The organism is Arthrobacter gallicola, from assembly GCF_014836775.1.
In the GTDB taxonomy this organism is placed as follows: Bacteria; Actinomycetota; Actinomycetes; order Actinomycetales; family Micrococcaceae; genus Arthrobacter_B; species Arthrobacter_B gallicola.
Genome location: NZ_JACSQD010000005.1, coordinates 287922 through 311636 on the forward strand (window position 1 = coordinate 287922; position 23715 = coordinate 311636).

Consider the following 23715-nt stretch of genomic DNA (forward strand, 5'->3'; position numbering starts at 1 on the left):
CCCGGCAAACCGTAGTGGAAGAGGCTTAGGCCTCTGCAGCTGCGGGAGCTTCTGCAGCGGCTTCCTCGGAGGTCTCGCCCAGGTCCTGGACAGTCGGCTCGGAGACGTTGACAACCATGGTTTCCGGGTCCAGCAGCAGTTCAACGCCAGCCGGCAGGTCGATGTCGCCTGCGGTGATGTGCTCGCCGGCCGTGCGGCCTTCGACGCTGACCTTGATGGTCTCGGGGAGGTTGGTGGCGTCAGCGGAAACCAGGACGGTGTTGGCTTCCTGGTTGAAGACGGCGCCCGGAGCAACTTCGCCCTCAACGTGGACGTTGACCTCAACCTCAACCTTTTCGCCCTTGCGGACGGTCAGCAGGTCGATGTGCTCGATGATCTGCTTGATCGGGTCGCGCTGGATGTCCTTGGCCAGGGCCAGGTGGGATTCGCCGTCGACGTCGATGGTCAGCAGTGCGTTCGGGGTGCGGACGGCCAGGGTGGTTGCCTTGGCGGGCAGCAGGATGTGCATCACGTCGGCGCCGTGGCCGTAGATGACTGCGGGGATCTTGCCGGCAACGCGGGCCTTGCGGGCTGCGCCCTTGCCGAAGTCGGTGCGGGTGGTGGCTGCAAGCTTCTGGTCAGACATAACAAACTCCTGTTGTGGTTCTTCCGTAATGGCTTTTAGTTGCCTATCCGGCGCCGGTATCGGAACGAACCAGCTGCGAAACCGCGTCCGTGGGACTGCGGTGCAGTTGAGAAGTTGCCAGCCACCGTCGATAACGGAGTACCTCCGGATTTTTCCGGGGCCTCCCTCGCCTAGGCATCGCTGACAATCCTACCGCATCCGGCGGGCCTTTCGGCCCGCCGTCGTACGGCTAGGCCTTGCCGTCGAAGAGGCTCGTGACCGATCCGTCTTCGAAGACTTCGCGGACGGCCCGGGCGATCAGCGGAGCGATGGAGAGCACGGTGAGCTGTTCGAACCGCTTATTCACCGGGATGGGCAGGGTGTTGGTGACTACCACTTCGCGGGCACCGGACTCGGCCAGTGTGCGCGCCGCCGGATCGGAGAACACGGCATGCGTGGCGGCGATGATGACGTCCTTGGCACCGGCTTCCTTCAGCACGCGCACGGCGCCGGCGATTGTTCCGCCGGTGTCGATCATGTCGTCAATCAGGACACAGGTGCGGCCGTCGACCTGACCCACGACCTGCTTGGAGACGGCCTGGTTGGGGACGGTGAGGTCCCGGCTCTTGTGCACGAAGGCCAGCGGAGCCCCGCCCAGGCGCTCGGCCCACTGCTCGGCCACGCGGACGCGCCCGGTATCCGGGGAGACCACGGTGACGTTGCTGACATCCACGCGGGTGCGGATGTAGTCGGCCAGCAGCGGAATGGCCATCAGGTGGTCAACCGGGCCGTCGAAGAAGCCCTGGATCTGCGAGGTGTGCAGGTCCACGCTCATGATCCGGTCAGCGCCGGCGGTCTTGTACAGGTCTGCGATCAGCCGGGCGGAAATGGGCTCGCGGCCGCGGCCCTTCTTGTCCTGGCGGGCATACGGGTAGAACGGGGAAACCACGGTGATGCGCTGGGCCGAGGCACGCTTGAGCGCGTCGATCATGATCAGCTGTTCCATCAGCCAGTTGTTCAACGGCGCCGGGTGGGCCTGGATCACAAAGGCATCGGTGCCGCGGACGCTCTCGCCGGGACGGACGTAGATCTCACCGTTGGCGAAGTCATACGCGGCCAGCGGCAGCAGGTCCGTATCCAGACACTTGGCTATCTCCTCAGCCAGCTCTGGGTGAGCCCGTCCTGTGGCTAGGACAAGCTTCTTTTCACCCTTGGAGGTGATTTCGCTGCTCATTCGTGGTCGCTTTCTCGCGTGGGGTTATCTGTACCGGAGAGGGAAGAATGTGTCTGCGCAGCTTCCGCTGCGCGGGCGGCTGCGGAGTCCGGACGGTTGGCCGGCACCCAGCCTTCCAGGTTGCGCTGCGGGGCAACGTTGATGGCCAGCGAGCCCGCGGGAACATCCTTGCGGATCACCGTCCCGGCTCCACTGTACGCTCCGTCGCCCACCGTAACGGGGGCCACGTACATGTTGTCGCTGCCCATGCGCACGTGCGAACCCACGGTGGTGTGGTGTTTCTTTTCGCCGTCGTAGTTCACGAAAACGGAGGCAGCGCCGATGTTCGAGTGCTCGCCGATGGTTGCGTCCCCCACGTAAGTGAGGTGCGGCACCTTGGAACCGGTGCCGATCCGGGCGTTTTTGGTCTCCACGAAGGTGCCGATCTTCCCGCGCTCCCCCAGCCGGGTGCCGGGCCGCAGGTAGGCAAAGGGCCCGACGTCGGCCCCTGCCCCGATCTGCGCGTCCGAACCGTGGGTGCGGATCACTGTGGCGCCTTCACCGACCACAACGTTGGTGAGGGTGGTGTCCGGGCCGACGACGGCGTCGCGCGCTATGTGGGTGGTGCCGTGGAGCTGGGTGCCGGGCAGGACGGTGACGTCCTCCTCCAGGGTGACCGTTGAATCGATCCACGTGGTTGCGGGATCCGTCACGGTGACGCCGGCACGCATCCAGGCGTCCAGGATGCGCCGATTGTGTTCCGCGTTCAGGGCTGCCAGCTGCACCCGGTCATTCGCTCCTTCAACCTGCCACTGGTCAGTGGTGACGACGGCGGCTACCCGGCCGCCCGCCTCACGGGCGATGGCAAGGACGTCCGTCAGGTACATCTCGCCCTGGGCGTTGCCGGTGCTGACCTGGGCGAGGGCGGAACGGAGCACGGCTGCGTCGAAAGCGTAGATACCGGAGTTGATTTCATTGACTGCACGCTCCGCGGCGTCTGCGTCCTTGTGTTCCACGATCCCGGTGACGGTGCCGTCGGCGGCGCGGATGATGCGCCCGTAGCCGGTGGGGTCGTCCACCCGGGCTGTCAGGACGGTGACGGCGTTGGAGTCCGCACCATGGACGGCAACCAGTTCGCGCAGCGTGGCCGGTTCCAGCAGCGGCACGTCACCGTAGGTCACCACAACGGTGCCCTCGAGCGGAGCTGCCGCGTCAATGGCTTCAACGGCTGCCTGGACGGCGCGGCCGGTTCCAGGAACCTCATCCTGGTCCACGATCAGCGCTCCCGGCTGCAGCTCTGCAACCCGTTCAGCAACCCGGTCCCGTTCATGACGGACCACAACGGCAAGTATCCGCGGGTGCAGGGCCTGCGCGGCGTTCAGGGCGTGTCCGATCATCGGTACCCCGCCAACCGGGTGGAGGATTTTCGGTGTCCGGGACTTCATCCGGGTGCCTGCCCCGGCGGCCAGGACAATGACGGCGGCAGGACCGGCCCCAGTGTTCGTTCCGGTACCCTGCGTATCCTGCATGCTCACGAAAAAGCGCTCCTACACGTTGTCCGGCCAGGGGTCCCGGCGGCGTCTTCTGCCTCCATGTGTCCCAGTGCGGCGACCAGCTTTGCGTTCCGCCCATAGGATTCGAACCTATACTCCACGGCTCCAAAGGCCGGGGTGCTGCCATTACACCAGGGCGGAAAGTCCGCAGCTCCCGCTGCACACAAGAGATAAGTTTGCCACGTGTTCAGGTTCCTCCGCGACTTGGGTTCCCAGGTCCGCCCAGCCTTCCGTCCGGGCGGATGCGTAGACTGGGACGGTGGCGAGAACAACAGCGGCGCGCTCACGGCCGCGCATGACCGGAACCCAGCGCCGGGCGCAGCTGATCGGCGTTGCACGGTCCCTGTTTGCACTGCGTGGGCTCGAAGGAGCCACGATCGAAGATATTGCCGCGGGTGCGGGAGTCTCCAAACCTGTGGTTTATGAGCATTTCGGCTCCAAGGAAGCGCTGTACACCGAGGTGGTGGACACCGAGTTCAACCGCCTGCTGGCCGCGGTCACCGAAGCGCTGGGGGCCGACGCCGGTCCCCGGGTCCTGCTGGAACGGGCCGCCTATTCGCTGCTGGACTACATTGAAAACCACACCGACGGTTTCCGGATCCTGGTCCGGGACGCGCCGCCGTCGCAGCCCGAGGGCACCTTTTCCACGCTGCTCTCCCGGATCGCCGCGGACGTGGAGCACATCCTGGCCAAGGAGTTCAGCAGCCGGGGGCTGCGTGCGGAGATGGGCGGAATGTATGCCCAGATGCTGGTCGGTATGGTCGCGATGACCGGGCAGTGGTGGCTCGATGCGCGCTCCCCCGACAAGGCCACCGTGGCCGCGCACCTGGTCAACCTTTCCTGGAATGGCCTCACCGGCCTTCAGGAAGCCCCGGTGCTGGAGCACATCCCCGGCGGTATGCCGGGAGGAGCGCCCACGGTCCTGACACTTTCCGCCGTCCTGGTGCACGACTCCGAAGGACGGATCCTGCTGGTCCGCAAGCGCGGAACACATCGCTTTATGCAGCCCGGCGGCAAACTGGAGCCCGGGGAGGACTTCCTTCAGGCAGCCGCCCGCGAGGTCAACGAGGAGCTGGGGCTCCGGGTGGCGGCTGCGGATCTGGCAGATATCGGCCACTGGTACGGTCCCGCGGCGAATGAAGCCAACACGTTCATTGACGCCGGACTGTTTTCCCTGAACCTGCCGGGGCCTTTCGGCAGCGGCGCCGATCCCGCTCCGCAGGCCGCCGCGGAGATCGAAGAGACCCTGTGGCTGACCCCGGCCGAGGCCTTCGCGCGGACGGATCTTTCTCCGCTGCTGCGCGATCATCTTCTGCCGCAGCTGCTGGCCGGGGAAACCGAACCGCCCGGGTAGTTATTCGAGCAGTTCAGAGGCCTCCAGCCACGCCATCTCCAGCTCTTCCTGCTCGGCGGCAATGGCCTGCAGTTTCGCGTTCAGGTCCGCCAGCGCCTCGAAGTCCGGCGATCCCTGCGCGGTTGCCGCGTTCATTGATGCGTGGATTTTCTCCGACTGCGCGGCCAGCTTGGTCAGCTGCCGTTCAATCCGGGTGAGGTCCTTCCGCGCGGCACGCTTGTCCGCTTCGGAATGGGCTGACCCGGCCACCGCCGTCGCCGTTCCGGCTCCCGGCGCACCGGAGCCTGCGGCGTCGGGCCGGGACCCGGCGGCCTGCGCGGCCCGGGAAGCCTGGGAGGCCCGTCCCCCGCCGGCGCCCCCGGCTCCGAGCGCCGCTTCGCGCAGCTCCAGGTACTGGTCGACGCCGCCGGGCAGGTCCCGCAGTTTCCCGTCGCCCAGCAGCGCCATCTGCGTGTCGGTAACGCGTTCGAGCAGGTAGCGGTCGTGGGAGACGACCACCAGGGTGCCGGGCCAGCCGTCCAGCACGTCCTCAACCGCGGCCAGGGTATCGGTGTCCAGGTCGTTGGTGGGCTCATCGAGCATCAGCACGTTCGGCTCGCCCACCAGCAGGCGCAGCAGCTGCAGCCGGCGGCGTTCACCGCCGGAAAGCTCCCGCACCGGGGTCCACTGGCGCTGGGAACTGAAGCCGAGCTGCTCCACGAGCTGGCCGGCGGAGAGTTCCCGCCCGCCGACGTTGAAGACCCGCTTCTCCTGCTCGATGACCTCGATGACGCGCAGGTCCGCCACATCGTCGAGTTCCCGGACTTCCTGGGTGAGGACGGCGGTCTGCACGGTCTTGCCGCGCTTGAGCTTCCCGGAAGTTGGTTCCACCGTGCCGTTGAGCAGGCGCAGCAGGGTGGTTTTCCCGGCACCGTTTACACCGACGATTCCCAGCCGCTGACCCGGGGCCAGCCGCAGGGTGATGTTCCGGAACAGCCGGGTGTCCCCCAGTTCCAGGGAGACGTTCTCCAGGTCCAGGACGTCCTTGCCCAGGCGGGCGGTGGCCATTTTGTTCAGCGACAGGGTGTCCCGCGGCTCCGGAACATCCGCGATCAGGGTGTTGGCGGCCTCGATCCGGAACTTGGGTTTGGAGGTCCGCGCCGGAGCTCCGCGGCGCAGCCACGCCAGTTCCTTCTTGATCAGCTGCTGACGCTTGTTCTCCACCACGGCGGCGGTGCGGTCGCGTTCGGCACGGGCCAGCACGTAGGCGGCGTACCCGCCGTCGAAGGGGTCGACGACGGCGTCGTGGACCTCCCATGTGCGGGTGCAGACCTCGTCGAGGAACCAGCGGTCGTGGGTGACCACCAGCAGGCCGGCTTCGTTGGCCCGCCAGCGCTGCTTCAGGTGCCGTGCCAGCCAGGCCACCCCTTCGACGTCGAGGTGGTTGGTGGGCTCGTCGAGCATAATGACGTCGTCGTCGCCCATCAGCAGCTTGGCCAGTGCCACGCGGCGGCGCTGCCCGCCGGAAAGCGAGGACACCTTCGCGTTCCAGTCCACTTCCTGGACCAGGCCGCTCATCACGTCCCGGATTTTCGGGTCGGAGGCCCATTCGTGGTCCGCGGCGTCGCCGACGATCGCCCGCCCGACGGTCAGGTCGCCGTCGAGCACGTCCGACTGGTCGAGGTAGCCGACCGTGACGTCGCGGCGGCGGGTGACCCGGCCGCTGTCCGGTGTCTGCCGTTCGGCGAGCAGCCGCATGAGGGTTGATTTGCCGTCACCGTTGCGCCCCACCATGCCAATCCGGTCACCCTCGTCGAGGCCAAGGGAAACAGCGTCCAGGATGGTGCGGGTGCCAAAGGCGATGCTGAGGTTCTCAGCGCCAAGCAGGTGTGCCAATCGGAACTACTTTCTTCGGTGGTTCAGGTGTGGTCTGCAGGTGCGGCCGGGTCCGCGGGTTCTGCCCCGGCGGCGGGTCCGTAAACGGCCAGGGCGTTGTGGCCCTCGGCGCGCAGGGCGTCCTGCAGGCGCGCGGCTGCGTCCGCGTCCGCAGCCAGGAAGGCAAGGGTGGGACCGGAACCGGAGACAATCCCTGCGAGGGCGCCGAGTTCCTTCCCCCGCTGCAGCACGTTGTCCAGGGCCGGGGCCAGGGACAGTGCGGCGGGCTGCAGGTCATTATGGATAACGCCGGCGAGTGCGGCGGCGTTCCCCGCGGTCAGTGCGGCCAGCACGGCTGGATCCGCGGTTTCCGGTTCTTCCGTGCCGGCGCCGGATGAAGTGCGAAGCGCGTCCAGGCGCCGGTAGACGGCCGGTGTGGACAGGCCCGTGTCCGCGGCCACCAGCACCCAGTGCAGCGGCGCTGCCGCGGCCACGGGGGTGAGCTCATCGCCGACGCCCAGCCCGACGGCCGCGCCGCCGGCCAGGGCGAAGGGCACGTCGGCACCCAGTCCGGCTCCCAGCAAAGCCAGGTCCGCGGCGCTTAGCCCGGTTCCCCAGAGCTCGTTACAGGCGAGCAGTGCCGCGGCCGCATCAGCGGACCCGCCGCCCATGCCGCCTGCCACCGGAACGTGTTTGGTGATCACCAGGTCCACCGCCGGGTCCTGGATACCGGCGTGGCCCGCCAGGGCAGCTGCCGCCCGGGCCACCAGGTTGTCCGGCCCCAGGGGGATGCCGTCCGCCGGGATGCGCAGCGGACCGCCGGCGTCCACCCGCACGGTGATGCCCGGCTGTGCGGCCGCGCTGGCCGTGACTTCCTCGAAGAGGCTGACAGCCAGGTAGACGCTTGCCACGGCGTGGTAGCCGTCTGCGCGCAGCGGACCCACTTTGAGGGAGACGTTGATCTTGCCCGGCGCGCGGACGCGCACGGCCTGCGGAGCGGAGGTGGTCATACGGCGGCCCGCGCCTCGGCAATCCGGGTGTAGGCATGGATGTCCAGCACTTCGCCCCTGGCGCTGGGATCGACGCCGGCGGCGCGCAGTGCCCGTTCGGCTTCCGCCGGGCTTCCGGCCCAGCCGGCCAGGGCGGCGCGCAGCGTCTTGCGGCGCTGGGCGAAAGCGGCATCAATCACGGCGAAGACCTCCTGCCGGGAGGCGTGGGTGGCCGGCGGTTCGTGGCGTTCAAAGCCCACCAGGCCGGAGGCGATCTTCGGCGCCGGCCAGAACACGTTCATGCCGATGACACCGGCCTTGCGCATGGTTCCATACCAGGCAGCCTTGACCGACGGAACGCCGTAGGTCTTCGAGCCGGGTTTGGCGGCCAGCCGGTCGGCTACCTCGTCCTGGACCATCACCAGGCCGTGGCGCAGGCTGGGGAAATGTTCCAGCAGGTGCAGGACCACCGGAACGGCGACGTTGTACGGAAGATTGGCGACCAGCGCCGTTGGCTGCACCGGCAGTTCGGTCACGCGCATGGCATCGGCGAGGACAACGTGCAGATTGCCGGCCTCTTCCCGCCGCCAGGCGGCGACAGTCTGGGGCAGGCGTCCGGCCAGTACCGGATCGATCTCCACGGCGACGACTTCACGCGCGGCGTCAAGCAGGCCAAGGGTCAGCGAACCGAGGCCCGGGCCGACTTCCAGAACCGTCTCTTCCTCGCTCACGGAGGCCGCGGCCACGATCCTGCGGATGGTGTTTCCGTCAATGACGAAGTTCTGGCCGAGCGTCTTGGTGGGGCGGACGCCCAGCTCCTCGGCCAGCGCCCGGATGTCGGATGCGCCAAGGAGCGGCCGGGGCCGCGGAACAGGCGTGGAAACGGATTCAGTCACTGCCTAATACTAGCGTCAGCACCGCTGCAGCCCCGAGCCGGGGCGTATGTCCCCTAGTCGGGCCAGTCCCCTACCCGGGTTCCGGCGGATGCGGGATTCGGTGCCTGGAGTATCTTCATGGTTTTCCTTACGCGTTAGCCCCCGCTGCTCTGCCGTGGCGCGTTGCCGGACGGTAGCATCATTTGCCGCGGCAGAATCCCAGTCTGCCGCACCCCGAGAACGGCGGGAATGGCGATGGGCAAATCGTTTGGTGAAAAGCTGCGGTCGGCCCGGCGGGAGAGGTTCCTGAGCCGGTCCGAGTTGGGTGAGCCCCTGCTGCGTGAACGCGAGGTATCACTTCTGGAGAGCGGACGGCGGGAGCCGGGCAGGGCCGCGGTGAGGCAGTTCGCACAGAGACTGGCCACGGCCCCCGGCACCCTGCCGCGCCCGGCCGGCCCGGACGGAGCGCTCCACCTGGGCCTCACCGCCCACCAGTTGTGGGATGAGCGGGACTACGGCCGGGCCCGTGACGTTGCCGCAGACGGCGCCCGCGCCGCGCTGGCGGAACAGGACCCTCCCGAATGGTGGGCGCTGACGTTCCTGGCCGCCCGCTGCCAGCTGAGGCTCGGTGATTTCGAAGGCTGCGTTTTCCGGGCTTCCCTGCTGGCCAGGCATCCCCTGGCGCTGGCGCAGCTGTCCCTCCGGGCCCGGGCCAAGGCGCTGCTGGCCACCGCCCACCAGGGCCGGGGGCATCTGGGTGAAGCAGTACGCCAGGCGCAGGCTGCGGTAGCGGCCGCACAGAAGGCTCCGGCGGGGAATGACGGGCTGCTCGAGGCTTATCAGGCGCTGGCCGCGGCACTCACCGAAAGCGGGCGGCTGGCGCAGGCCTGGGAAGTCTGCCGGGTGTTCCTGGTGCCGCTGCTGGATACGGTGCCCGATTCCCAGCTCGCGGGCAAAGGCTTCTGGACGGTCGGTAACGTGGCATTCCGCCGCGGAGACCCGGCTGCCGGTGTCCGGTTCCATCAGCAGGCCGCAGCGTTGCTGAGCCCCCGGCTGGATCTGGGACTGTGGGCGTCTTTCAACAAGGCCTCGGCCAGCATGCGGCTGTCCTCCGGGCTGCATGATGCTCAAACCCTGAACTGCATTGAGCACGCGGAAACGGCGTTGGCTGTGGTGGGGGAATCCCGGACGGATGCTGTGGAACTTTTGCATTCGCGGGGCCGGTGGCAGCATCTGCAGGGCAACCACGCCGAGGCCGTAAATCTGCTCTCCGCGGCCTATGCGGAGCGGACCGTCCTTGCCCCGCAGACCGCCGCGGAGGTGGCCCTGCAGCTTGGACTGAGCCTGGCATCCCTGGGCAGGAGCTGTGCGGCGGCCGCCCGGTTAGCGGAAAGTGAGGCGCTCTTCCGCAGGGCCGGTGCGGCGGACAGATCCGGGCATGCAAAAGCCCTGGCGGCCTCGCTGTCGCAAGGGTGCCAGGGCTGATGCTTATGCTGCCGGCGCCGGTCCTAGAGCAGTCCGAGCTTGCGTGCGCAGGAAGGCCAGTGGCCCCAGCCGCCGTTGGCCCGGAGGTTCTCTGCCACGGCGATCTGCTGTTCGGGAGTGGCCTCACTGGCGATCGGGGCGTATGCGCCGCCGCCGGCTCCGAGCCAGCTCTGGACGCTGAACTGGAGTCCGCCGGAGTAACCGTTTCCGGTGTTGATGTGCCAGTTTCCGCCGGATTCGCACTGGGCCAGGGCCGCCCAGCTGCCGCCGGAGGGAGCAGTTCCACCGGCGGGGGCGGGAGCTGCGGGACGTTTCTTGGTGCCAACGGCCACCGTTTCGGTCACCGGTTCAGCACTGAGCTTTTCGCTGACCAGGCTGCGGCTGACTTCCCGCCCGTCGAGGACAACGGTGTCAAACACCAGGGTGCGCTCACCGGGAACCCCGGCGGTGGTGACCTGCTTTTCCCCTTCGAGCAGCTCCGGGTCTTCCACCGAGCGGGTTTCGAACGGCACGGCTTCGGTGACTGTGTCCTGGGTTCCGGTGACCACACGGGTCACCTTCAGGACCATTCCGTCCGCGAGGTCGGCGCGGGCCGGGGCGGAGAGCCGGTCGGCGGGACCAACCTCGATGCCGGCCTCTTCGAGGACGGCTCCGACGGTTTCCGCTGTGGTTTCGATTTCGGTGGATTTGCCGTCCGCAACGAGCAGAACGGTTTTCGGAGTGGAGATGGACAGTCCGCTCAGCTTGGCCAGGGAGGTGTCCAATGATGCCGAAACTGAGGAATTCGCCGAGACGCGGAGCTCTGTTATGAGGTCCGCCACCGTGGATCCGGTGGTCTGGATTGTATGGCCCGTGCCGTCAACGTTAACGTTGACTGTCTTAGCCGTTGTGACTTCGATCCGGGACCCGTCCAGCACCTCGGTGTCAGGGGCGGGGACCACGCGGTCCGCGGCAGTCAGCTGGATGTCCGCTTTGGCGAGGACCTCCTCGACCGTTCCCCCGAAGGTCATGATGTCGCTGGTTTCGCCGTCCACAGCCAGGACGACGGACTTATTCGTGCCGACGAAGGCCACGAGTCCCAGGATGAGCGCCACCATAACGGCGGCCTGGCCGCCCAGCTTGAGGGCGCGTCTGACGAATGCAGTTGCCACGGAATTCCAAACGTTCACAGCTTCCGGGCACGGGGACTGGGCACACGCCGGGCGGGCCTCCGGGTCTCACGGAGCGCCGGCGGGTGCAGGCAGGGACCATCACCGCGCAGTTATCCCGGTCCTGTGACAGACCGGGACGAACGCGCGGAGGCAGTGGTATCAGTCCGGAAGCCTTCCCCGACCCCGGCTAATAGGTCCTTACCGTAACCGAACCGTGATCTGCGGGCAAACCGGGCTGTTGTGCACTTATCCGCGGCGGAGCTCCGCTCCGGCGCCGGCGCTTAGTCCCAGGAGCCGTAAACGCGCTCGGTGTTCGAGGCAATTGACGCGCAGAAAGCGCTGAGCTCAGCACCCCGGATTTCAGCCATCGCCCGCACCGTATACGGGATCATGTAGCTGGCGTTGTTCCGTCCCCGGTACGGGTGCGGCGTCAGGAACGGAGCATCGGTTTCCACCAGGATCAGCTCCGGATCCGCAAGAGACAGGGCGTTCCGGATGCCCTCGGCATTGCGGAACGTAACGGTCCCGGCAAAGGACATGTACCAGCCGTTCTCGTTGCAGATCCGTGCCAGGCCGGCATCACCGGAGAAGCAATGGAAGACGACTGCAGGGGGTTGGGCCTCTTCGCCGAGCACCTTGACCACGTCCTCATGTGCGTCCCGGTCATGTATCTGCAGGGCAATCCCGAGCCTGCGGGCGATGTCAATGTGCCGGCGGAAGGAGTATTGCTGGGCTCCCACTCCGTCCGCTCCGGTACGGAAGTAGTCCAGGCCGGTCTCGCCTACCGCCCGGACGCGGGGGTGGGACGCCAGGGATTCGATTTCAGCGAGCGCATTGTCCAGCGTTCCGAGCTCCGCGAGCGCCGGTGCGTCGTTGGGGTGGATCGCCACCGCGGCCAGCAGGCGGGGGTCCTCCCCCGCCAGTTGAACAGCTGCCCGGGATGATTCCAGATCCGTTCCAACCTGGACCGCGCCCCGGACCCCGGCGGCTGCGGCGGCGTCGAGAGCTGCAGCAACAGACAAGGCGCCGGGCCCGCCAAAGTCCAGGTGGGTGTGGTTGTCCATCACCGGCACCGGCAGCGGCTCGGGGGCGGGAGCGAACGCTTTGTCGCCGGCTTTGCCGTCCTCCCGGCGGCTGTGTGGCAGCGACACGTAGGTCTGCGGTATCTGACCCGGAACATAACCGCTGTGGATACTCATGTCTTTAAGCCTAAGTGAGCTTGTACCCTGTACGTAGAAACGTGGCCCCGGCCGGCAGCCCGGAAGGTATTTCCCCGCAGTCACCGTCATCTGCCGTCAGGGGGCACGCTGTCGCCAGCCGTGTTTCTGCACGAGAGTCCCGGCTGTCTTCGCCGAGACTTGGAAGGTATCCATGGACGCTCGTAACACATCCGCTGCCACCACCGGTTTTACTGCCTCGGACACAGCGGTTTCCCAGCTGTCCGGAGGAGGTGCGCAGGGTGCGGCCGATTCGTTTCTGGAGGCAAGCACACGCATCCTCGGCGCGATCAACACAGTCATTGACGGCAAGGATGAGGCTGCCAGGCTGGTTTTGACGGTTCTTCTCGCGGAGGGCCACGTTCTCCTCGAGGACGTTCCCGGCGTCGGCAAGACCATGCTCGCCAAAACCCTGGCCCGTGCGGTGGACTGCTCGGTCACCCGGATCCAGTTCACTCCGGATCTGTTGCCCTCCGACGTGACCGGGGTGTCAATCTATAACCAGGATGCGCACCGGTTCGAGTTCCGGCGCGGTCCGGTCTTCGCCAACATTGTGATCGGCGACGAAATCAACCGGGCCTCCGCCAAAACCCAGTCCGCCCTGCTCGAATGCATGGAGGAACGCCAGGTAACCGTCGACGGCGGCACGTACCGTCTGGCGGAGCCGTTTATGGTTGTCGCCACGCAGAATCCGCTGGAGATGGAGGGCACGTATGCCCTGCCGGAAGCGCAGCGGGACCGCTTCATGGCACGGATTTCGTTGGGGTACCCGGACATGGCATCGGAGATCGACATGCTCGAGTCCCATCAGTCGGTGTCCCCGCTGGAGTCGATCGTTCCCGTGGTTTCCGTCCGGGATATTGCTGCCATGACCAACCGCGTCCGGGATGTCTACGTCTCCTCCGCGGTCAAGGAATACACAGTCGCAATCGGTGCCGCCACCCGGGCGCACCCGCAGGTCCGGCTCGGTGCCAGTCCGCGGGCTCTGCTGCAGCTGCTTCGTGCGTCCAAAGCCCGCGCCGCCCTCGACGGACGGGACTTTGTCCTGCCCGACGACGTCGCGCGTCTGGGCGAAGCGGTCCTCTCCCATCGCTTAATACTCGAGCGCAAGGCACTCAGTGCCGGAGAGACCCCGGCGTCCGTGCTGCGGACGATCCTGGCCAAGGTGCCTGTCCCCCGTCCGCCCGGAGCCGCTGGTGTGACCCGGCCGTAGCATTCTCCCCGGCCTAGGAGGGTCATGCTGTCCAGAGTCCGTACACGTATGCTTACCGGCCGCGGCTTCGGCGTGGCTGCGGCCGGTGTTGTGGCTCTGCTGGGGGCACAGGTGCTGGGCCGGCGCGACCTGCTGCTGCTGGCCGTGTTCCTGATCCTGCTCCCCCTGGCATCGGTGCTCGCACTGCGGCTGCTGCGTCCGGCCTTTAGGGTCCAGCGGACTTTCTCCCCGCCGGCGGCTGATGCCGGTAACGCGGTGAATATTTCGCTGAGCCTTACCCCGCTCCGGCCGTTTGGCGGCACAGCCGTGATGCGCGAAGGGCTGCCGGCCCGTTTCGGAGCGAGCCCGGAGTTCGCATTTCCGGCCGCCGGCGCGGGCACGGGTGGCGTCAGCGGGTACGAATACCGGCTGCGTTCCTCCCGCCGCGGCCTCTATCAGATCGGCCCGGTCAGCGCAGCATTCCACGATCCGTTTGGTCTGGCGGTCCTGCGCCACACACTTGGCGGGACCGATGATTTAGTGGTCAAACCAGCCCCCGTCGAACTGCCCGCCGCCGTCCTGGACGGGCTGCGCGGCGCCGACGGCACGGTCAGCACCAGGCAGCACGGCATCCCCAGCCAGGATGACGTGACCACCAGGGAGTACCGGGACGGGGATCCGATGCGGAGAGTCCACTGGTCCGCCACCGCCCGGCACGGCAAACTCATGGTTCGTCAGGAGGAGACCGTGACGACTCCGCGCGCCACGATCCTCCTTGACCAGCGGGAGGCATCCTACGATCAAGGGTTTCTTTCCGCTTTTTGGGCTGACAGCCCGGATGCCTCGGCCCCGGCCAGTTCCGAGTCCTTTGAGTGGGCTGTCTCTGCCGTGATGTCGATTGGCGCCCATCTGATGGAGCATGGATTCTCGGTCCGGCTCGTTGACGCCATGGCGCGGCCGGGCCTGGCCCGTTCCCCCTCCGCCGCGGCACCGCAGACAGACACCTTCACCGGCGCGGAGGGCGTCCTTGACCTGGGTGAGGGACTGGCAGCACTGGGACTGGAACCGGCAGCAGGGGCGGCTTCCCCGCGTCCAGAGCCGCAGCGTTTCTCGCCGTCACGGCGGGATCCCGCGGGCCGGGCCGTGCCGGCGAGCGCTGACTGGACTGGCGTGCAGCCGCCGGCCGGCCCCCTTGCCCCTTTCGGCGACGAACTGGCGCAGACCCTGCAGGACCAACGGAACCGCGGCCCGCTGGTGGTGATTGCCGGTCAGATCAGCGAAGAGGACGCCCACCGGATGGCCCCGGCTGCTGATTATGTTCCCACCGCTATGGCCATCCTGGTCGGCGAACGCCCAGGCAGCGTGGATCCGGCGCGCACTGTTTTGCGCTCCGCCGGTTGGACTGTGCTTGCCGTCGAGCCGTCGCAGCCAATTGCCGCTGTGTGGTCCAGAGCGGGCGAGCCCCTGGCCCGGACCGTCATCCCCGAGGGCCGGTTGACATGACCGCGTCCCTGACCCGCCCACGCTCCCGGCCACCGGCCACCGGCCGTGCCCAGGCCGACGGCCGCCGCGCTTCAGCCCAGTGGGTCACCGGAGCAGCTGCCGCCACGGCGGTGCTCCTCTGCTCCCTGAGCATCCACGGAGTACTGGAGGGTTTCGCCTGGCTGTGGCCGCTGACCCTGTCGGTTGCCGCTGTCTCCGTGGCCACGGCCCTGGCCCGGCGCTTCCGGTTCCCCACCGTTCTGGTTCCGGTTGCCGGCATGGTGTCACTGACCATGATCTTGACCTGGATGTTCTGCTTCGATACGGCGTTACTGGGGGTTATCCCCACCGCAGGGACAGCGGCCCGGGCCGGGCAGCTGCTCTCTGATGCCCAAACCGTGGTTATATCCCAGGTGATTCCGGTTCTCCCTGACCGGGGGGTGGTGTTTGTTGCCTGTCTGGCAGTGGGGCTGGTCACCGTCCTGGTTGACACGCTGGCCGTCACCCTGCGGATGCCTGCTGCCAGCGGGTTGGGCCTGTTCACCGTCCTGCTGGTGCCAGGCATCATCAAACCGCAAAGCGTCGGTACTGCAGGTTTCCTCGCCGCCGCGCTGGGGTTCCTCCTGGTCCTTGCTGCGGGGGCCTGGCAGGAACGTGCGGACGCGAGTTCCGGCCGGAACCCCGGCAGCCATGTTGCCGGGGCGGTGGGCATCGGAGCCGGTGCGGTCGCGGCAGCCTTGCTGCTCCCGCTGGCCATCCCGGGATTCAGTTCCGGTGCGTTTCCCCAGGGAGCCCGGATCGACTTCTTTTCCGGTACCACCGGGCTCAATCCGGTGGTCACGCTGGGCAACGATCTGCGCCAGCCCAGCGCCACCGGCCGGATTACCTATGCCACGGATTCCCCGCGGCCGGTCTACCTCCGCTCCACAACACTGGAGGATTTCTCCGGCAGCCGGTGGGCACCGGATACCCGGTCCGATTCGCGCCAGCTTGGCACGTCAGCCATGGTTCCGGCAGAAAGCACGGACCCGGCAATTCCGGCGTCCGTGACGACGACGGTCATCGGATCGCAGACCTATTCGAGCCCGTGGCTGCTTGCTCCCTACGCCCCCTCCTCGGTGTCAGAAGTCGGCGGGACCTGGACCTGGGATCCCTCGACCATGACCATACTTTCTGCGGACGGCAGCGCTGATCCGCAAGCCGAGTACCAGGTGCGCAGCGTGAGCCCGGCGGTAACGAGCGAGATGCTCCGCGGCATCGGGCCCGCGCCGGAAGACGCTGTGGACCCGGTCTTCACTGATCTGCCTGATGATCTGCCGCAGGTCATCCGGGACATGGCGCGGGAGGCAGTGGGAACTGAAACGGCACCCTATGATCAGGCACTGGCCATCCAGTCCTATCTGCGCGGACCCCGTTTCACGTATTCACTCGATGCCCCGGTGGATGGCGGCTACGACGGCAACGGCATGGACGTGCTGGCCCGCTTCCTTGAACAACGCTCGGGTTACTGCGTGCACTTCGCTTCGGCGATGGCCGTTATGGCCCGGGAAGTGGGAATCCCCAGCCGGATGGGGCTGGGTTACGCCCCCGGACGAGCGACAAATGAGACCCGCACCGGAGCCGCCGGCCAGGAGCTGGACGAGTTCGTAGTGGATTCGCGGGATGCCCACGCCTGGCCGGAGCTGTACCTGGAGGGAGCCGGCTGGGTCCGCTTCGAGCCGACTCCGTCCAGAGGCGTTGTCCCAGCCTATGCCGTACCCCGGCAGCAGAACGCGGGAGCCGCGGCACAGGCGGATGCAGATCCACGCGGCCTGCCGGCCCCTGCCCCGTCTTCGGTGCCGTCCCCGGCACCGGCTCCCCCGGAAGAGCCGCAGCCCGTGGGACCCGCCGAGACAGGCGGGGCACCGTTTGCCGGTGCCGGGATCGGGATCCTGGCAGCTGTCCTGGCACTGCTGACGCCCTGGGGGCTGCGGCGGCGGCGGACCCGCAGACGGCAACGTGCCCATGCTGCGCTGGCTGGAGGTGGTGCCGGGCTGGCGTGGGAAGAGGCAGCCGACCTCGCCCAGGACTACGGTTATCCAGCCAGGACCGCCGACAGTCCGCGTTCCTATGCCGCCCGGCTGGCGGCGGACGCCGGGCTGCCCGGTCCCGCCGCGGCGGCCTTGGACCGGCTGCGCCAGTCATACGAGGCCGAGGCCTATGCGGCACCGGTTTCCGCCGCTGGTGCGCCGGGACTGTCAGGGGCCCCTGGACTGTCAGGTACCCCGGGATCCTCGGGTCCGGCAGCCGCACGCCTGGACCGGGCCAGCTCCTCCTGGGCCGACGTCGGCATACTGGCCGCCGGACTGCGTTCCGTGGTTCCGCTGGGAACCCGGATCAAGGCTGCCCTCATCCCGGCCTCCCTGGGGCGTGGCCGGCGGTCTTGACCCCGGCGCTTAAAAGCCGAACGGCCGTTGCACCTCCCAAACTGTGGGTGGTGCAACGGCCGTTCGAGTTCGCTGCCTGGTGTTTCCAGGTTTTGAGGGGCACGGGCCCCTTTCTCCATCCTGCGGCCCGAAGTCAGGCCGGACAGAAATTACGCGGTGGGGTCAGCGATGCCGATGTACTGCGTGTAGAGGTATTCCTCGATGCCTTCGTCGCCGCCTTCACGGCCCAGACCGGACTGCTTGACACCGCCGAACGGGGCGGCCGCATTGGAAATGACGCCGGCGTTCAGGCCGAGCATGCCGGTTTCGAGCTTCTCGCCGATCCGCAGGCCGCGGTTCAGGTCCTCGGTGAAAACGTAGGCGATCAGACCGTATTCGGAGGCGTTGGCCAGTTTGACGGCCTCAGCCTCCGTGGAGAAGGTGATGACCGGAGCCACCGGGCCGAAGATCTCTTCCTTGAGGATGCGGGCACCGGCAGGAACGTTCTTCAGCACGGTCGGTGCGTAGAAGTAGCCGGGGCCGTCCACGGGCGCCCCGCCGACAACAGCGGTGGCACCGCCGTCGATTGCGTCCTCGACCAGCGAGTGGACCTTGTCCCGGGACTTCGCGTCGATGAGCGGGCCGATCTTGGATTCGTCCTCTGTGCCGCGGGCAATGGTCATGGCGCCGACCTTGGCAGCGAACTTCTCGGAGAATTCGTCCGCGATGTCCTCATGCACGATGAAGCGGTTGGCAGCGGTGCAGGCTTCGCCCATGTTCCGCAGCTTGGCCGCCATGGCGCCCTCGACAGCCTTGTCGATGTCGGCGTCTTCGAAGACCACGAACGGGGCGTTGCCGCCCAGTTCCATCGAGGTACGCAGCACCTTGTCGGCGGCGTCGCGGAGCAGGTTCTGTCCCACGGGGGTGGAGCCGGTGAAGGAGACCTTCCGCAGGCGGTCATCCTGCATGATCGGTCCGGTCACTTCGCCGGCCTTGGTCGTGGACACGACGTTGAGCACACCGGCGGGCAGGCCGGCTTCCATCATGACGGCGGCGAAGAGCTGGGACGTCAGCGGAGTGAGCTTTGCGGGCTTGAGCACCATGGTGCAGCCGGCGGCAACCGCGGGAGCGATCTTGCGGGTCGCCATGGCCAGCGGGAAGTTCCACGGCGTGATCAGCAGGCAGGGACCAACCGGCTTCTTGGCGACCATGATCCGCGACTTGCCGTCCGGAGACATTCCGTAGCGGCCGGTCACGCGGACGGCTTCTTCGGAGAACCAGCGCAGGAACTCGGCACCGTAGGCAACCTCGCCGCGGGCCTCAGCCAAGGGCTTGCCCATTTCCAGGGTCATCAGCAGCGCAAAGTCCTCGGTGCGCGCGGTCACCAGTTCATAGGCCCGGCGGAGGATCTCGCCGCGGACCCGGGGCGGGGTCTGCGCCCAGGAATCCTGGGCGGCTGCGGCGGCATCCATCGCAGCGGCGCCGTCTTCGGTGCTGGCATCGGCAATGCTCAGGAGCACCTTGCCGGTTGCGGGATCCTCGACTTCGAAGGTCTTCCCGCCGGTGGCATCACGCCACTGTCCGTCAATCAGCAGGCCGGTCGGAACCTGGGCCAGCAGTTCGGCCTCGCGTTCAGCTGTTACAGCCATGGGTGTGCCTCCAAAATATGCGGGTTTTTCCGGATCACAATTTACCCGGTGCTCAACTCACCGTAAGTCGCGCGCGGAGCACTGTAAATGCATTCCTGCACAACGAAACCGGCCGGTCACTGTGCATTTGGCTCCGTGTCTGCGGGCGGCGCCCTATTTCCCGGCCTTGCCGGCGTCATCCCCACTGCGGGCGGCGAGCACCGCGGAATACAGCTCACGCTTACTGATGCGTGCGTCGGAGGCCACGCTCGCCACGGCATCCTTCAGCCGCGATCCCTGGCCGATGAGCTCGTTGACGGCCGACACATGGTCTTCCGGCGCCTCCGGTGCGGCTTCACCGGCACCGCCGACGACGACGGCGATCTCGCCCCGGACTTCCGTGCCCTCCGCCCATTCGAGCAGTTCGTGCAGGGGTCCCCGCAGCACCTGCTCATGGAGCTTCGTCAGTTCGCGGGCGACGGCGGCCGGGCGGTCACCGCCAAAGGCAGCGTCAAGTGCCCGCAGCATCGCCTCCAGCCGGTGCGGTGCCTCGAAGAAGACCATGGTGCGGCGTTCGGCAGCCAGGTCCGCAAGCCGTCCGGCCCGCTCCCCTGCCTTGCGGGGCAGGAATCCCTCAAAGCAGAAACGGTCGGTCGGCAGACCTGAAAGGGCGAGGGCCGTGAGAACCGCGGAGGGCCCGGGCGCCGCTGTCACGGAAATGCCTTCGGCTGCCGCAGCCTCCACCAGCCGGTAGCCGGGGTCGGAGACCGAAGGCATACCGGCGTCGGTAACCATCAGCAGGGTTGCTCCGCCGCGGACCAGCTCCAGCAGGTCAGCAGTACGGTTCTGCTCGTTATGCTCGTGATAACTGAGGATTTTGCCCGAGGTACTAATGCCCAGGGCGCTGACCAGCCGGTGCAGCCGCCGGGTGTCCTCCGCGGCGATCACGTCTGCATGCTGCAGCAGATCAATCAGCCGGACGGTGGCGTCGCCCATGTTTCCAATCGGCGTGGCCGCCAGCACGATCTGTCCCGCACCCCGGACGGTTCCGGCGACCCCGGCACGCTGCCCTGGTCCGGCTTCCCGGGCAGCAGCGTGAGCGCTGTCCCCGGGTCCTTCGGTGCTTGCAGCCTGCGGGGGTCCATCGATGCTTGAGTCCACCCCTCAACCCTACGCGACAGGCTATAGAGTTGAGCGCGTGACCGTGTCCCTGACCCCAGCGCCGCCCCGGGAACAGGCGCCCGCCGTACTGGATCCGGGAAGCGCGTTCTCCTATGAGGCGCTGCGGGGACGGTTGCTCGGTGCCGCGCTTCCCGCGCCCGGCTGGGCCTGGGCTGCCGCACTGGGCGCAGCCTTGCTGGCGGGTGTTCTGCGCTTTATCCGGCTTGGTGAGCCTGACACCCTGGTGTTCGACGAGACCTACTACGTCAAGGACGCCTACTCCTACCTGATCTCGGGCTACGAACGCGCCTGGCCGGAGGATGCCAACGATTCCTTTGCCGCCGGCCAGCCCGGCGGCCTGCTGGACGAGCCGGAGTATGTGGTTCATCCACCGGTGGGTAAATGGATGATCGCCTTCGGGATGGCGCTTTTCGGCCCCGGCTCAAGTTTCGGCTGGCGTTTTTCCGCTGCCGTAGCCGGCACGCTGATGGTCCTAATGCTGGCGCTGATTGCCTACCGGCTCTTCCGTTCTCCGCTCCTTGGCGCTGCGGCCGGTATCCTCCTGGCGGTGGACGGACACCACCTGGTCCAGTCCCGGACCTCCCTGCTGGATATTTTCCTGGCTTTCTGGCTGCTGGCCGCCTTTGGTGCGCTGCTGCTGGACCGCGACGACGGCCGGCGAAGGCTGGCGCGCAAACTCGCCGCGGCGCCCGGCAGTGCACCGCCTTACGCCGCCTTGGCCACGGGGCCCTGGCTGCTGTGGCGGCCGTGGCGCCTCGCGGCCGGTGTCTGCCTTGGACTCGCGGTAGGGACAAAGTGGTCCGGGCTGGCGTTCATTGCCGTCTTCGGTCTGATGACGGTGCTCTGGGATGTGAGCGCCCGCCGCGTTGCCGGGATCCGCCGCTGGCCCCTGGCCCTGCTGAAGGACGGTGTTCCGGCGTTCTTCACGCTCATCCCCGCCGCGCTGGCCACGTACACGGCCACCTGGACCGGCTGGTTCCGCGCGTCGGACTCGTATGGGCGGCACTGGGCAGAAACCAACCCGTCTGAGACTTTCGGCTGGCTTCCGGATTCCCTCCGCTCCCTGGCGGAATACCACCGCAGCGCCTACGAATTTCACAACGGCCTGACCTCGGAACACTCCTACATGGCCAATGCCTGGACCTGGCTGTTCCTGGGCCGGCCAACGTCCTTCTTTTATGAGTCGCCGGATCCCGAAAGCCCGGGGTGCAATTTCCAGACCTGCACCTCCGCCATCACCTCCGTAGGCAATCCGCTGATTTGGTGGGCGGCTCTGCTCAGCCTCGGTGTGCTGCTGGCCTACTGGCTCGGCCGCAGGGACTGGCGGGCCGGGGCCATCCTCTCCGGGATCGCTGCCGGCTATCTTCCCTGGTTCGCCTTCCCCGACCGCACCATGTTCTTCTTCTATGCCGTGTCTTTCGAGCCGTTCCTGATTTTGGCCCTGACCTATGTTCTGGGCCTGGTCCTGGGCCGGGACACGGATACCGCCCTGCGCAGGCGGCGCGGCGCAATCGGCGTCGGTTGCTTCCTGCTCGCTGTTATTCTTGTCTCCGCCTTCTTCTATCCGGTATGGACTGCGGAGAACATCCCCTATTCTGATTGGCGGCTCCGAATGTGGATGCCGAGCTGGATCTAGGTCTCAACGCAATGTGCCATAAGCACGGAAATGAGAGTGGCGCAGTGCGCGAATCCTCCACGGACTTATTTGTCGAGCTGCCCGCCGACTCCAACATCACCGACATCCTGCTCGGCTTGACCTCCCGGTCACCGGATCTGCCGCTGTATGCCCGCCGGTCCGATGCCGGGTGGGAGGACATCACCGCTGCCGGGTTCCTCGACGAGGTTTCCGCCGCAGCCAAGGGATTGCTTCAGCAGGGCGTCCGGCCGGGTGACCGCGTGGCCGTTATGTCCAGCACCCGTTATGAATGGACCGTAGTGGACCTCGCTATCTGGTTCGCCGGCGCCGTGACGGTCCCGATCTACGAAACCTCCTCTGCCAGCCAGGTCCAATGGATCCTGGAGGATTCCGGGGCCAGAGTCGTGTTCGCCGAAGATGCAGCGAAGGCCAGTGTCATCGCGGCAGGCGCCGGCGCGGCCGGCCTTGAGGTTTCCCTGTGGCACCTGACCGACGTCGACGACGCCAGCGGCCTGCCCGCCCTGGCAGCCTCCGGAACCGGCGTGAGTGACGCCAGGCTCGAGGCTGCCCGCTCGGCCCGCAGGCTCCAGGACACCGCATCCGTGGTCTATACCTCCGGTACCACCGGGCGTCCGAAGGGCTGCGAAATCACACACGGCAACTTCGCCGTGTTTGGCATCAACGTGATCGAGCTGCTCCCCGAGATGCTGAAGGCCCCCGGCGCGCGGACCCTGATGTTCCTCCCGCTGGCCCACGTCCTGGCCCGCGCCGTCCAGATCGGCTGCCTGGCTGCCGGCGTGCAGCTGGGCCATTCGGCCAGCGCAGCTGCCCTGGTTGACGATATGAAGACATTCCAGCCCACGTTCCTGCTCGCGGTCCCCCGCATCTTCGAGAAGATCTACACCGGCGCCCAGGAAAGTGCCGAGGCCGCCGGCAAGGGCCGGCTTTTCGCGTCCGCTGCGGCAACCGCCGTCGCCTTCTCCGAAGCCGTGGACCGTGCCGGCCGGGGTGGCAAGGGTCCCTCGCTGCCGCTCCGCCTGCGGCACCGGGTCTTCGATGCGCTCCTGTACCCGAAAGTGCGGAATGCCTTTGGCGGAAAACTGTCCATCGCCATTTCCGGGGCCAGCCCGCTCAGCCCTGCGCTGTGCCACTTTTTCCGCGGCGCCGGTATCTCGGTCCTGGAAGGCTACGGCCTGACGGAAACGACAGCCCCTGCCACGGTCAATACGATGCCTCTGACCCGGGTTGGCACGGTAGGCCTGCCGATGCCGGGAAATGCGGTGCGGATTGCGGCCGACGGCGAAGTACTGGTCAAGGGGGTAGGCGTCTTCAACGGCTACTACCGGAATCCTGCCGCGAACGCTGAAGCGTTCACGGACGGCTGGTTCCATACCGGCGACGTCGGCACCCTGGATGAGGACGGCTTCCTCACCATTACGGGCCGGAAAAAGGACCTGTTGGTGACCGCGGGCGGCAAGAATGTTGCTCCCGGACCGCTGGAGGAGAAGATCCGGGAGCACCGGCTGGTTTCCCAGGTGGTCGTCGTTGGGGAAGGACGTCCCTTCGTCGGCGCGCTGGTCACGCTCGATGAAGAGGCCGTGGACGTGTGGGCGCGGGAGCAGGGGCATAACGTCCAGGAGGTCCCCGCCGCCGAGCATCCGGTGGTGCAGGCCCAGGTCCAGGAGGCAGTGGACGCTGCCAACGCAATGGTTTCCCGGGCCGAGCAGATCCGCCGGTTCACGATCCTGCCCCGCGATTTCTCCCTTGAGGCCGGGCATGTCACGCCCACGCTGAAGCTACGGCGCCAGGCCGTGATGGCCGACTTCTCGGCCGAGGTCGACAAGCTCTACCTCAAGTAGCACGCCTTCCGCAGGCGGAACTCCGGCATCAGCCCC

General features: G+C 67.3%; 17 protein-coding genes and 1 tRNA gene. 7 read left to right on the forward strand and 11 right to left on the reverse strand.

The features are described 5' to 3' along the window. Positions 1-25: 25 nt before the first annotated feature. From H9639_RS12410 to H9639_RS12425, 4 genes are all read right to left on the reverse strand, one after another. Complete coding sequence (locus H9639_RS12410) at positions 26-625, reverse strand: 50S ribosomal protein L25/general stress protein Ctc (RefSeq protein WP_191808376.1); 600 nt, start codon at positions 623-625, stop codon at positions 26-28. Positions 626-854: 229 nt separating this feature from the next. Then, positions 855-1838 (reverse strand): ribose-phosphate diphosphokinase, encoded by a 984-nt coding sequence (locus tag H9639_RS12415; RefSeq protein ID WP_191746045.1) that lies wholly within the window; start codon positions 1836-1838, stop codon positions 855-857. Further along, positions 1835-3346, reverse strand: a complete 1512-nt coding sequence (gene glmU / locus H9639_RS12420; protein WP_191808435.1) for a bifunctional UDP-N-acetylglucosamine diphosphorylase/glucosamine-1-phosphate N-acetyltransferase GlmU — start codon at positions 3344-3346, stop codon at positions 1835-1837. Before glmU ends, H9639_RS12415 begins: the two co-directional genes overlap by 4 nt. A gap of 93 nt (positions 3347-3439) precedes the next feature. Continuing rightward, positions 3440-3511 (reverse strand) — tRNA-Gln (locus H9639_RS12425). 118 nt (positions 3512-3629) lie between these two features. On the opposite strand from H9639_RS12425, the gene H9639_RS17200 reads away from it, so the two are divergent. After that, entirely contained in the window at positions 3630-4724 is a 1095-nt protein-coding gene (locus H9639_RS17200; RefSeq protein WP_191808377.1) for an NUDIX domain-containing protein, read from the forward strand. On the opposite strand, the gene H9639_RS12435 is transcribed toward H9639_RS17200, so the two are convergent. Genes H9639_RS12435 through rsmA form a run of 3 tightly spaced genes read right to left on the reverse strand, consistent with a single transcriptional unit; the run spans position 4725 to position 8463 of the window. Then, the gene (locus H9639_RS12435; protein WP_191808378.1) at positions 4725-6599 is read right to left on the reverse strand and encodes an ABC-F family ATP-binding cassette domain-containing protein; all 1875 of its coding nucleotides are present in this window, start codon (positions 6597-6599) and stop codon (positions 4725-4727) included. A 23-nt stretch (positions 6600-6622) separates the two neighbouring features. Next, complete coding sequence (locus H9639_RS12440; RefSeq protein WP_191808379.1) at positions 6623-7588, reverse strand: 4-(cytidine 5'-diphospho)-2-C-methyl-D-erythritol kinase; 966 nt, start codon at positions 7586-7588, stop codon at positions 6623-6625. After that, the gene (rsmA, locus tag H9639_RS12445; protein WP_191808380.1) at positions 7585-8463 is read right to left on the reverse strand and encodes a 16S rRNA (adenine(1518)-N(6)/adenine(1519)-N(6))-dimethyltransferase RsmA; all 879 of its coding nucleotides are present in this window, start codon (positions 8461-8463) and stop codon (positions 7585-7587) included. Before rsmA ends, H9639_RS12440 begins: the two co-directional genes overlap by 4 nt. A 234-nt stretch (positions 8464-8697) precedes the next feature. Between rsmA and H9639_RS12450 the strand changes: the two genes are divergently transcribed. Continuing rightward, positions 8698-9927, forward strand: coding sequence for a helix-turn-helix domain-containing protein (locus H9639_RS12450; protein ID WP_191808381.1), 1230 nt, complete (start codon positions 8698-8700; stop codon positions 9925-9927). A 23-nt stretch (positions 9928-9950) separates the two neighbouring features. Here the strand turns inward: H9639_RS12450 and H9639_RS12455 are convergent, their stop codons facing one another. Both H9639_RS12455 and H9639_RS12460 read right to left on the reverse strand, forming a co-directional pair. Further along, a complete protein-coding gene (locus H9639_RS12455; protein WP_318242077.1) occupies positions 9951-11078 on the reverse strand; it encodes a transglycosylase family protein in 1128 nt (375 codons plus the stop codon). Between the two features lie 281 nt (positions 11079-11359). Next, the gene (locus H9639_RS12460; protein WP_191808382.1) at positions 11360-12277 is read right to left on the reverse strand and encodes a TatD family hydrolase; all 918 of its coding nucleotides are present in this window, start codon (positions 12275-12277) and stop codon (positions 11360-11362) included. Positions 12278-12449: 172 nt separating this feature from the next. On the opposite strand from H9639_RS12460, the gene H9639_RS12465 reads away from it, so the two are divergent. Genes H9639_RS12465 through H9639_RS12475 form a run of 3 tightly spaced genes read left to right on the forward strand, consistent with a single transcriptional unit; the run spans position 12450 to position 17395 of the window. Beyond that, a complete protein-coding gene (locus tag H9639_RS12465; protein ID WP_191808383.1) occupies positions 12450-13508 on the forward strand; it encodes an AAA family ATPase in 1059 nt (352 codons plus the stop codon). Positions 13509-13532: 24 nt separating this feature from the next. Then, a complete protein-coding gene (locus H9639_RS12470) occupies positions 13533-14990 on the forward strand; it encodes a DUF58 domain-containing protein (RefSeq protein WP_191808384.1) in 1458 nt (485 codons plus the stop codon). Then, a complete protein-coding gene (locus H9639_RS12475; protein ID WP_191808385.1) occupies positions 14987-17395 on the forward strand; it encodes a transglutaminase family protein in 2409 nt (802 codons plus the stop codon). The genes H9639_RS12470 and H9639_RS12475 overlap by 4 nt, the downstream gene beginning before the upstream one ends. Positions 17396-17544: 149 nt before the next feature. Here the strand turns inward: H9639_RS12475 and H9639_RS12480 are convergent, their stop codons facing one another. Further along, positions 17545-19023, reverse strand: a complete 1479-nt coding sequence (locus H9639_RS12480; protein ID WP_191808386.1) for an NAD-dependent succinate-semialdehyde dehydrogenase — start codon at positions 19021-19023, stop codon at positions 17545-17547. Between the two features lie 153 nt (positions 19024-19176). Beyond that, on the reverse strand, positions 19177-20028 hold the full coding sequence (gene rsmI, locus H9639_RS12485) for a 16S rRNA (cytidine(1402)-2'-O)-methyltransferase (protein ID WP_318242081.1): 852 nt from the start codon (positions 20026-20028) through the stop codon (positions 19177-19179). A gap of 121 nt (positions 20029-20149) precedes the next feature. Here rsmI and H9639_RS12490 point away from each other — a divergent pair, with 121 nt between their 5' ends. Together H9639_RS12490 and H9639_RS12495 are read left to right on the forward strand one after the other, a co-directional pair. Next, positions 20150-21820: a dolichyl-phosphate-mannose--protein mannosyltransferase gene (locus tag H9639_RS12490; RefSeq protein ID WP_191808387.1), complete on the forward strand. Its 1671-nt coding sequence runs from the start codon at positions 20150-20152 to the stop codon at positions 21818-21820. Between the two features lie 44 nt (positions 21821-21864). Continuing rightward, the gene (locus H9639_RS12495) at positions 21865-23679 is read left to right on the forward strand and encodes an AMP-dependent synthetase/ligase (RefSeq protein ID WP_191808388.1); all 1815 of its coding nucleotides are present in this window, start codon (positions 21865-21867) and stop codon (positions 23677-23679) included. The last annotated feature ends 36 nt before the right edge of the window (positions 23680-23715 follow it).

Bases quoted from the DNA above. Each gene is read 5' to 3' on its own strand.
- H9639_RS12440 (WP_191808379.1), bottom strand. From the start codon at position 7,588: ATGACCACCTCCGCTCCGCAGGCCGTGCGCGTCCGCGCGCCGGGCAAG.
- glmU (WP_191808435.1), bottom strand. From the start codon at position 3,346: ATGCAGGATACGCAGGGTACCGGAACGAACACTGGGGCCGGTCCTGCC.
- H9639_RS12450 (WP_191808381.1), top strand. From the start codon at position 8,698: ATGGGCAAATCGTTTGGTGAAAAGCTGCGGTCGGCCCGGCGGGAGAGG.
- H9639_RS12465 (WP_191808383.1), top strand. From the start codon at position 12,450: ATGGACGCTCGTAACACATCCGCTGCCACCACCGGTTTTACTGCCTCG.
- H9639_RS12475 (WP_191808385.1), top strand. From the start codon at position 14,987: ATGACCGCGTCCCTGACCCGCCCACGCTCCCGGCCACCGGCCACCGGC.
- H9639_RS12410 (WP_191808376.1), bottom strand. From the start codon at position 625: ATGTCTGACCAGAAGCTTGCAGCCACCACCCGCACCGACTTCGGCAAG.
- H9639_RS12415 (WP_191746045.1), bottom strand. From the start codon at position 1,838: ATGAGCAGCGAAATCACCTCCAAGGGTGAAAAGAAGCTTGTCCTAGCC.
- H9639_RS12470 (WP_191808384.1), top strand. From the start codon at position 13,533: ATGCTGTCCAGAGTCCGTACACGTATGCTTACCGGCCGCGGCTTCGGC.
- H9639_RS12480 (WP_191808386.1), bottom strand. From the start codon at position 19,023: ATGGCTGTAACAGCTGAACGCGAGGCCGAACTGCTGGCCCAGGTTCCG.
- H9639_RS12460 (WP_191808382.1), bottom strand. From the start codon at position 12,277: ATGAGTATCCACAGCGGTTATGTTCCGGGTCAGATACCGCAGACCTAC.
- H9639_RS12490 (WP_191808387.1), top strand. From the start codon at position 20,150: ATGCTTGAGTCCACCCCTCAACCCTACGCGACAGGCTATAGAGTTGAG.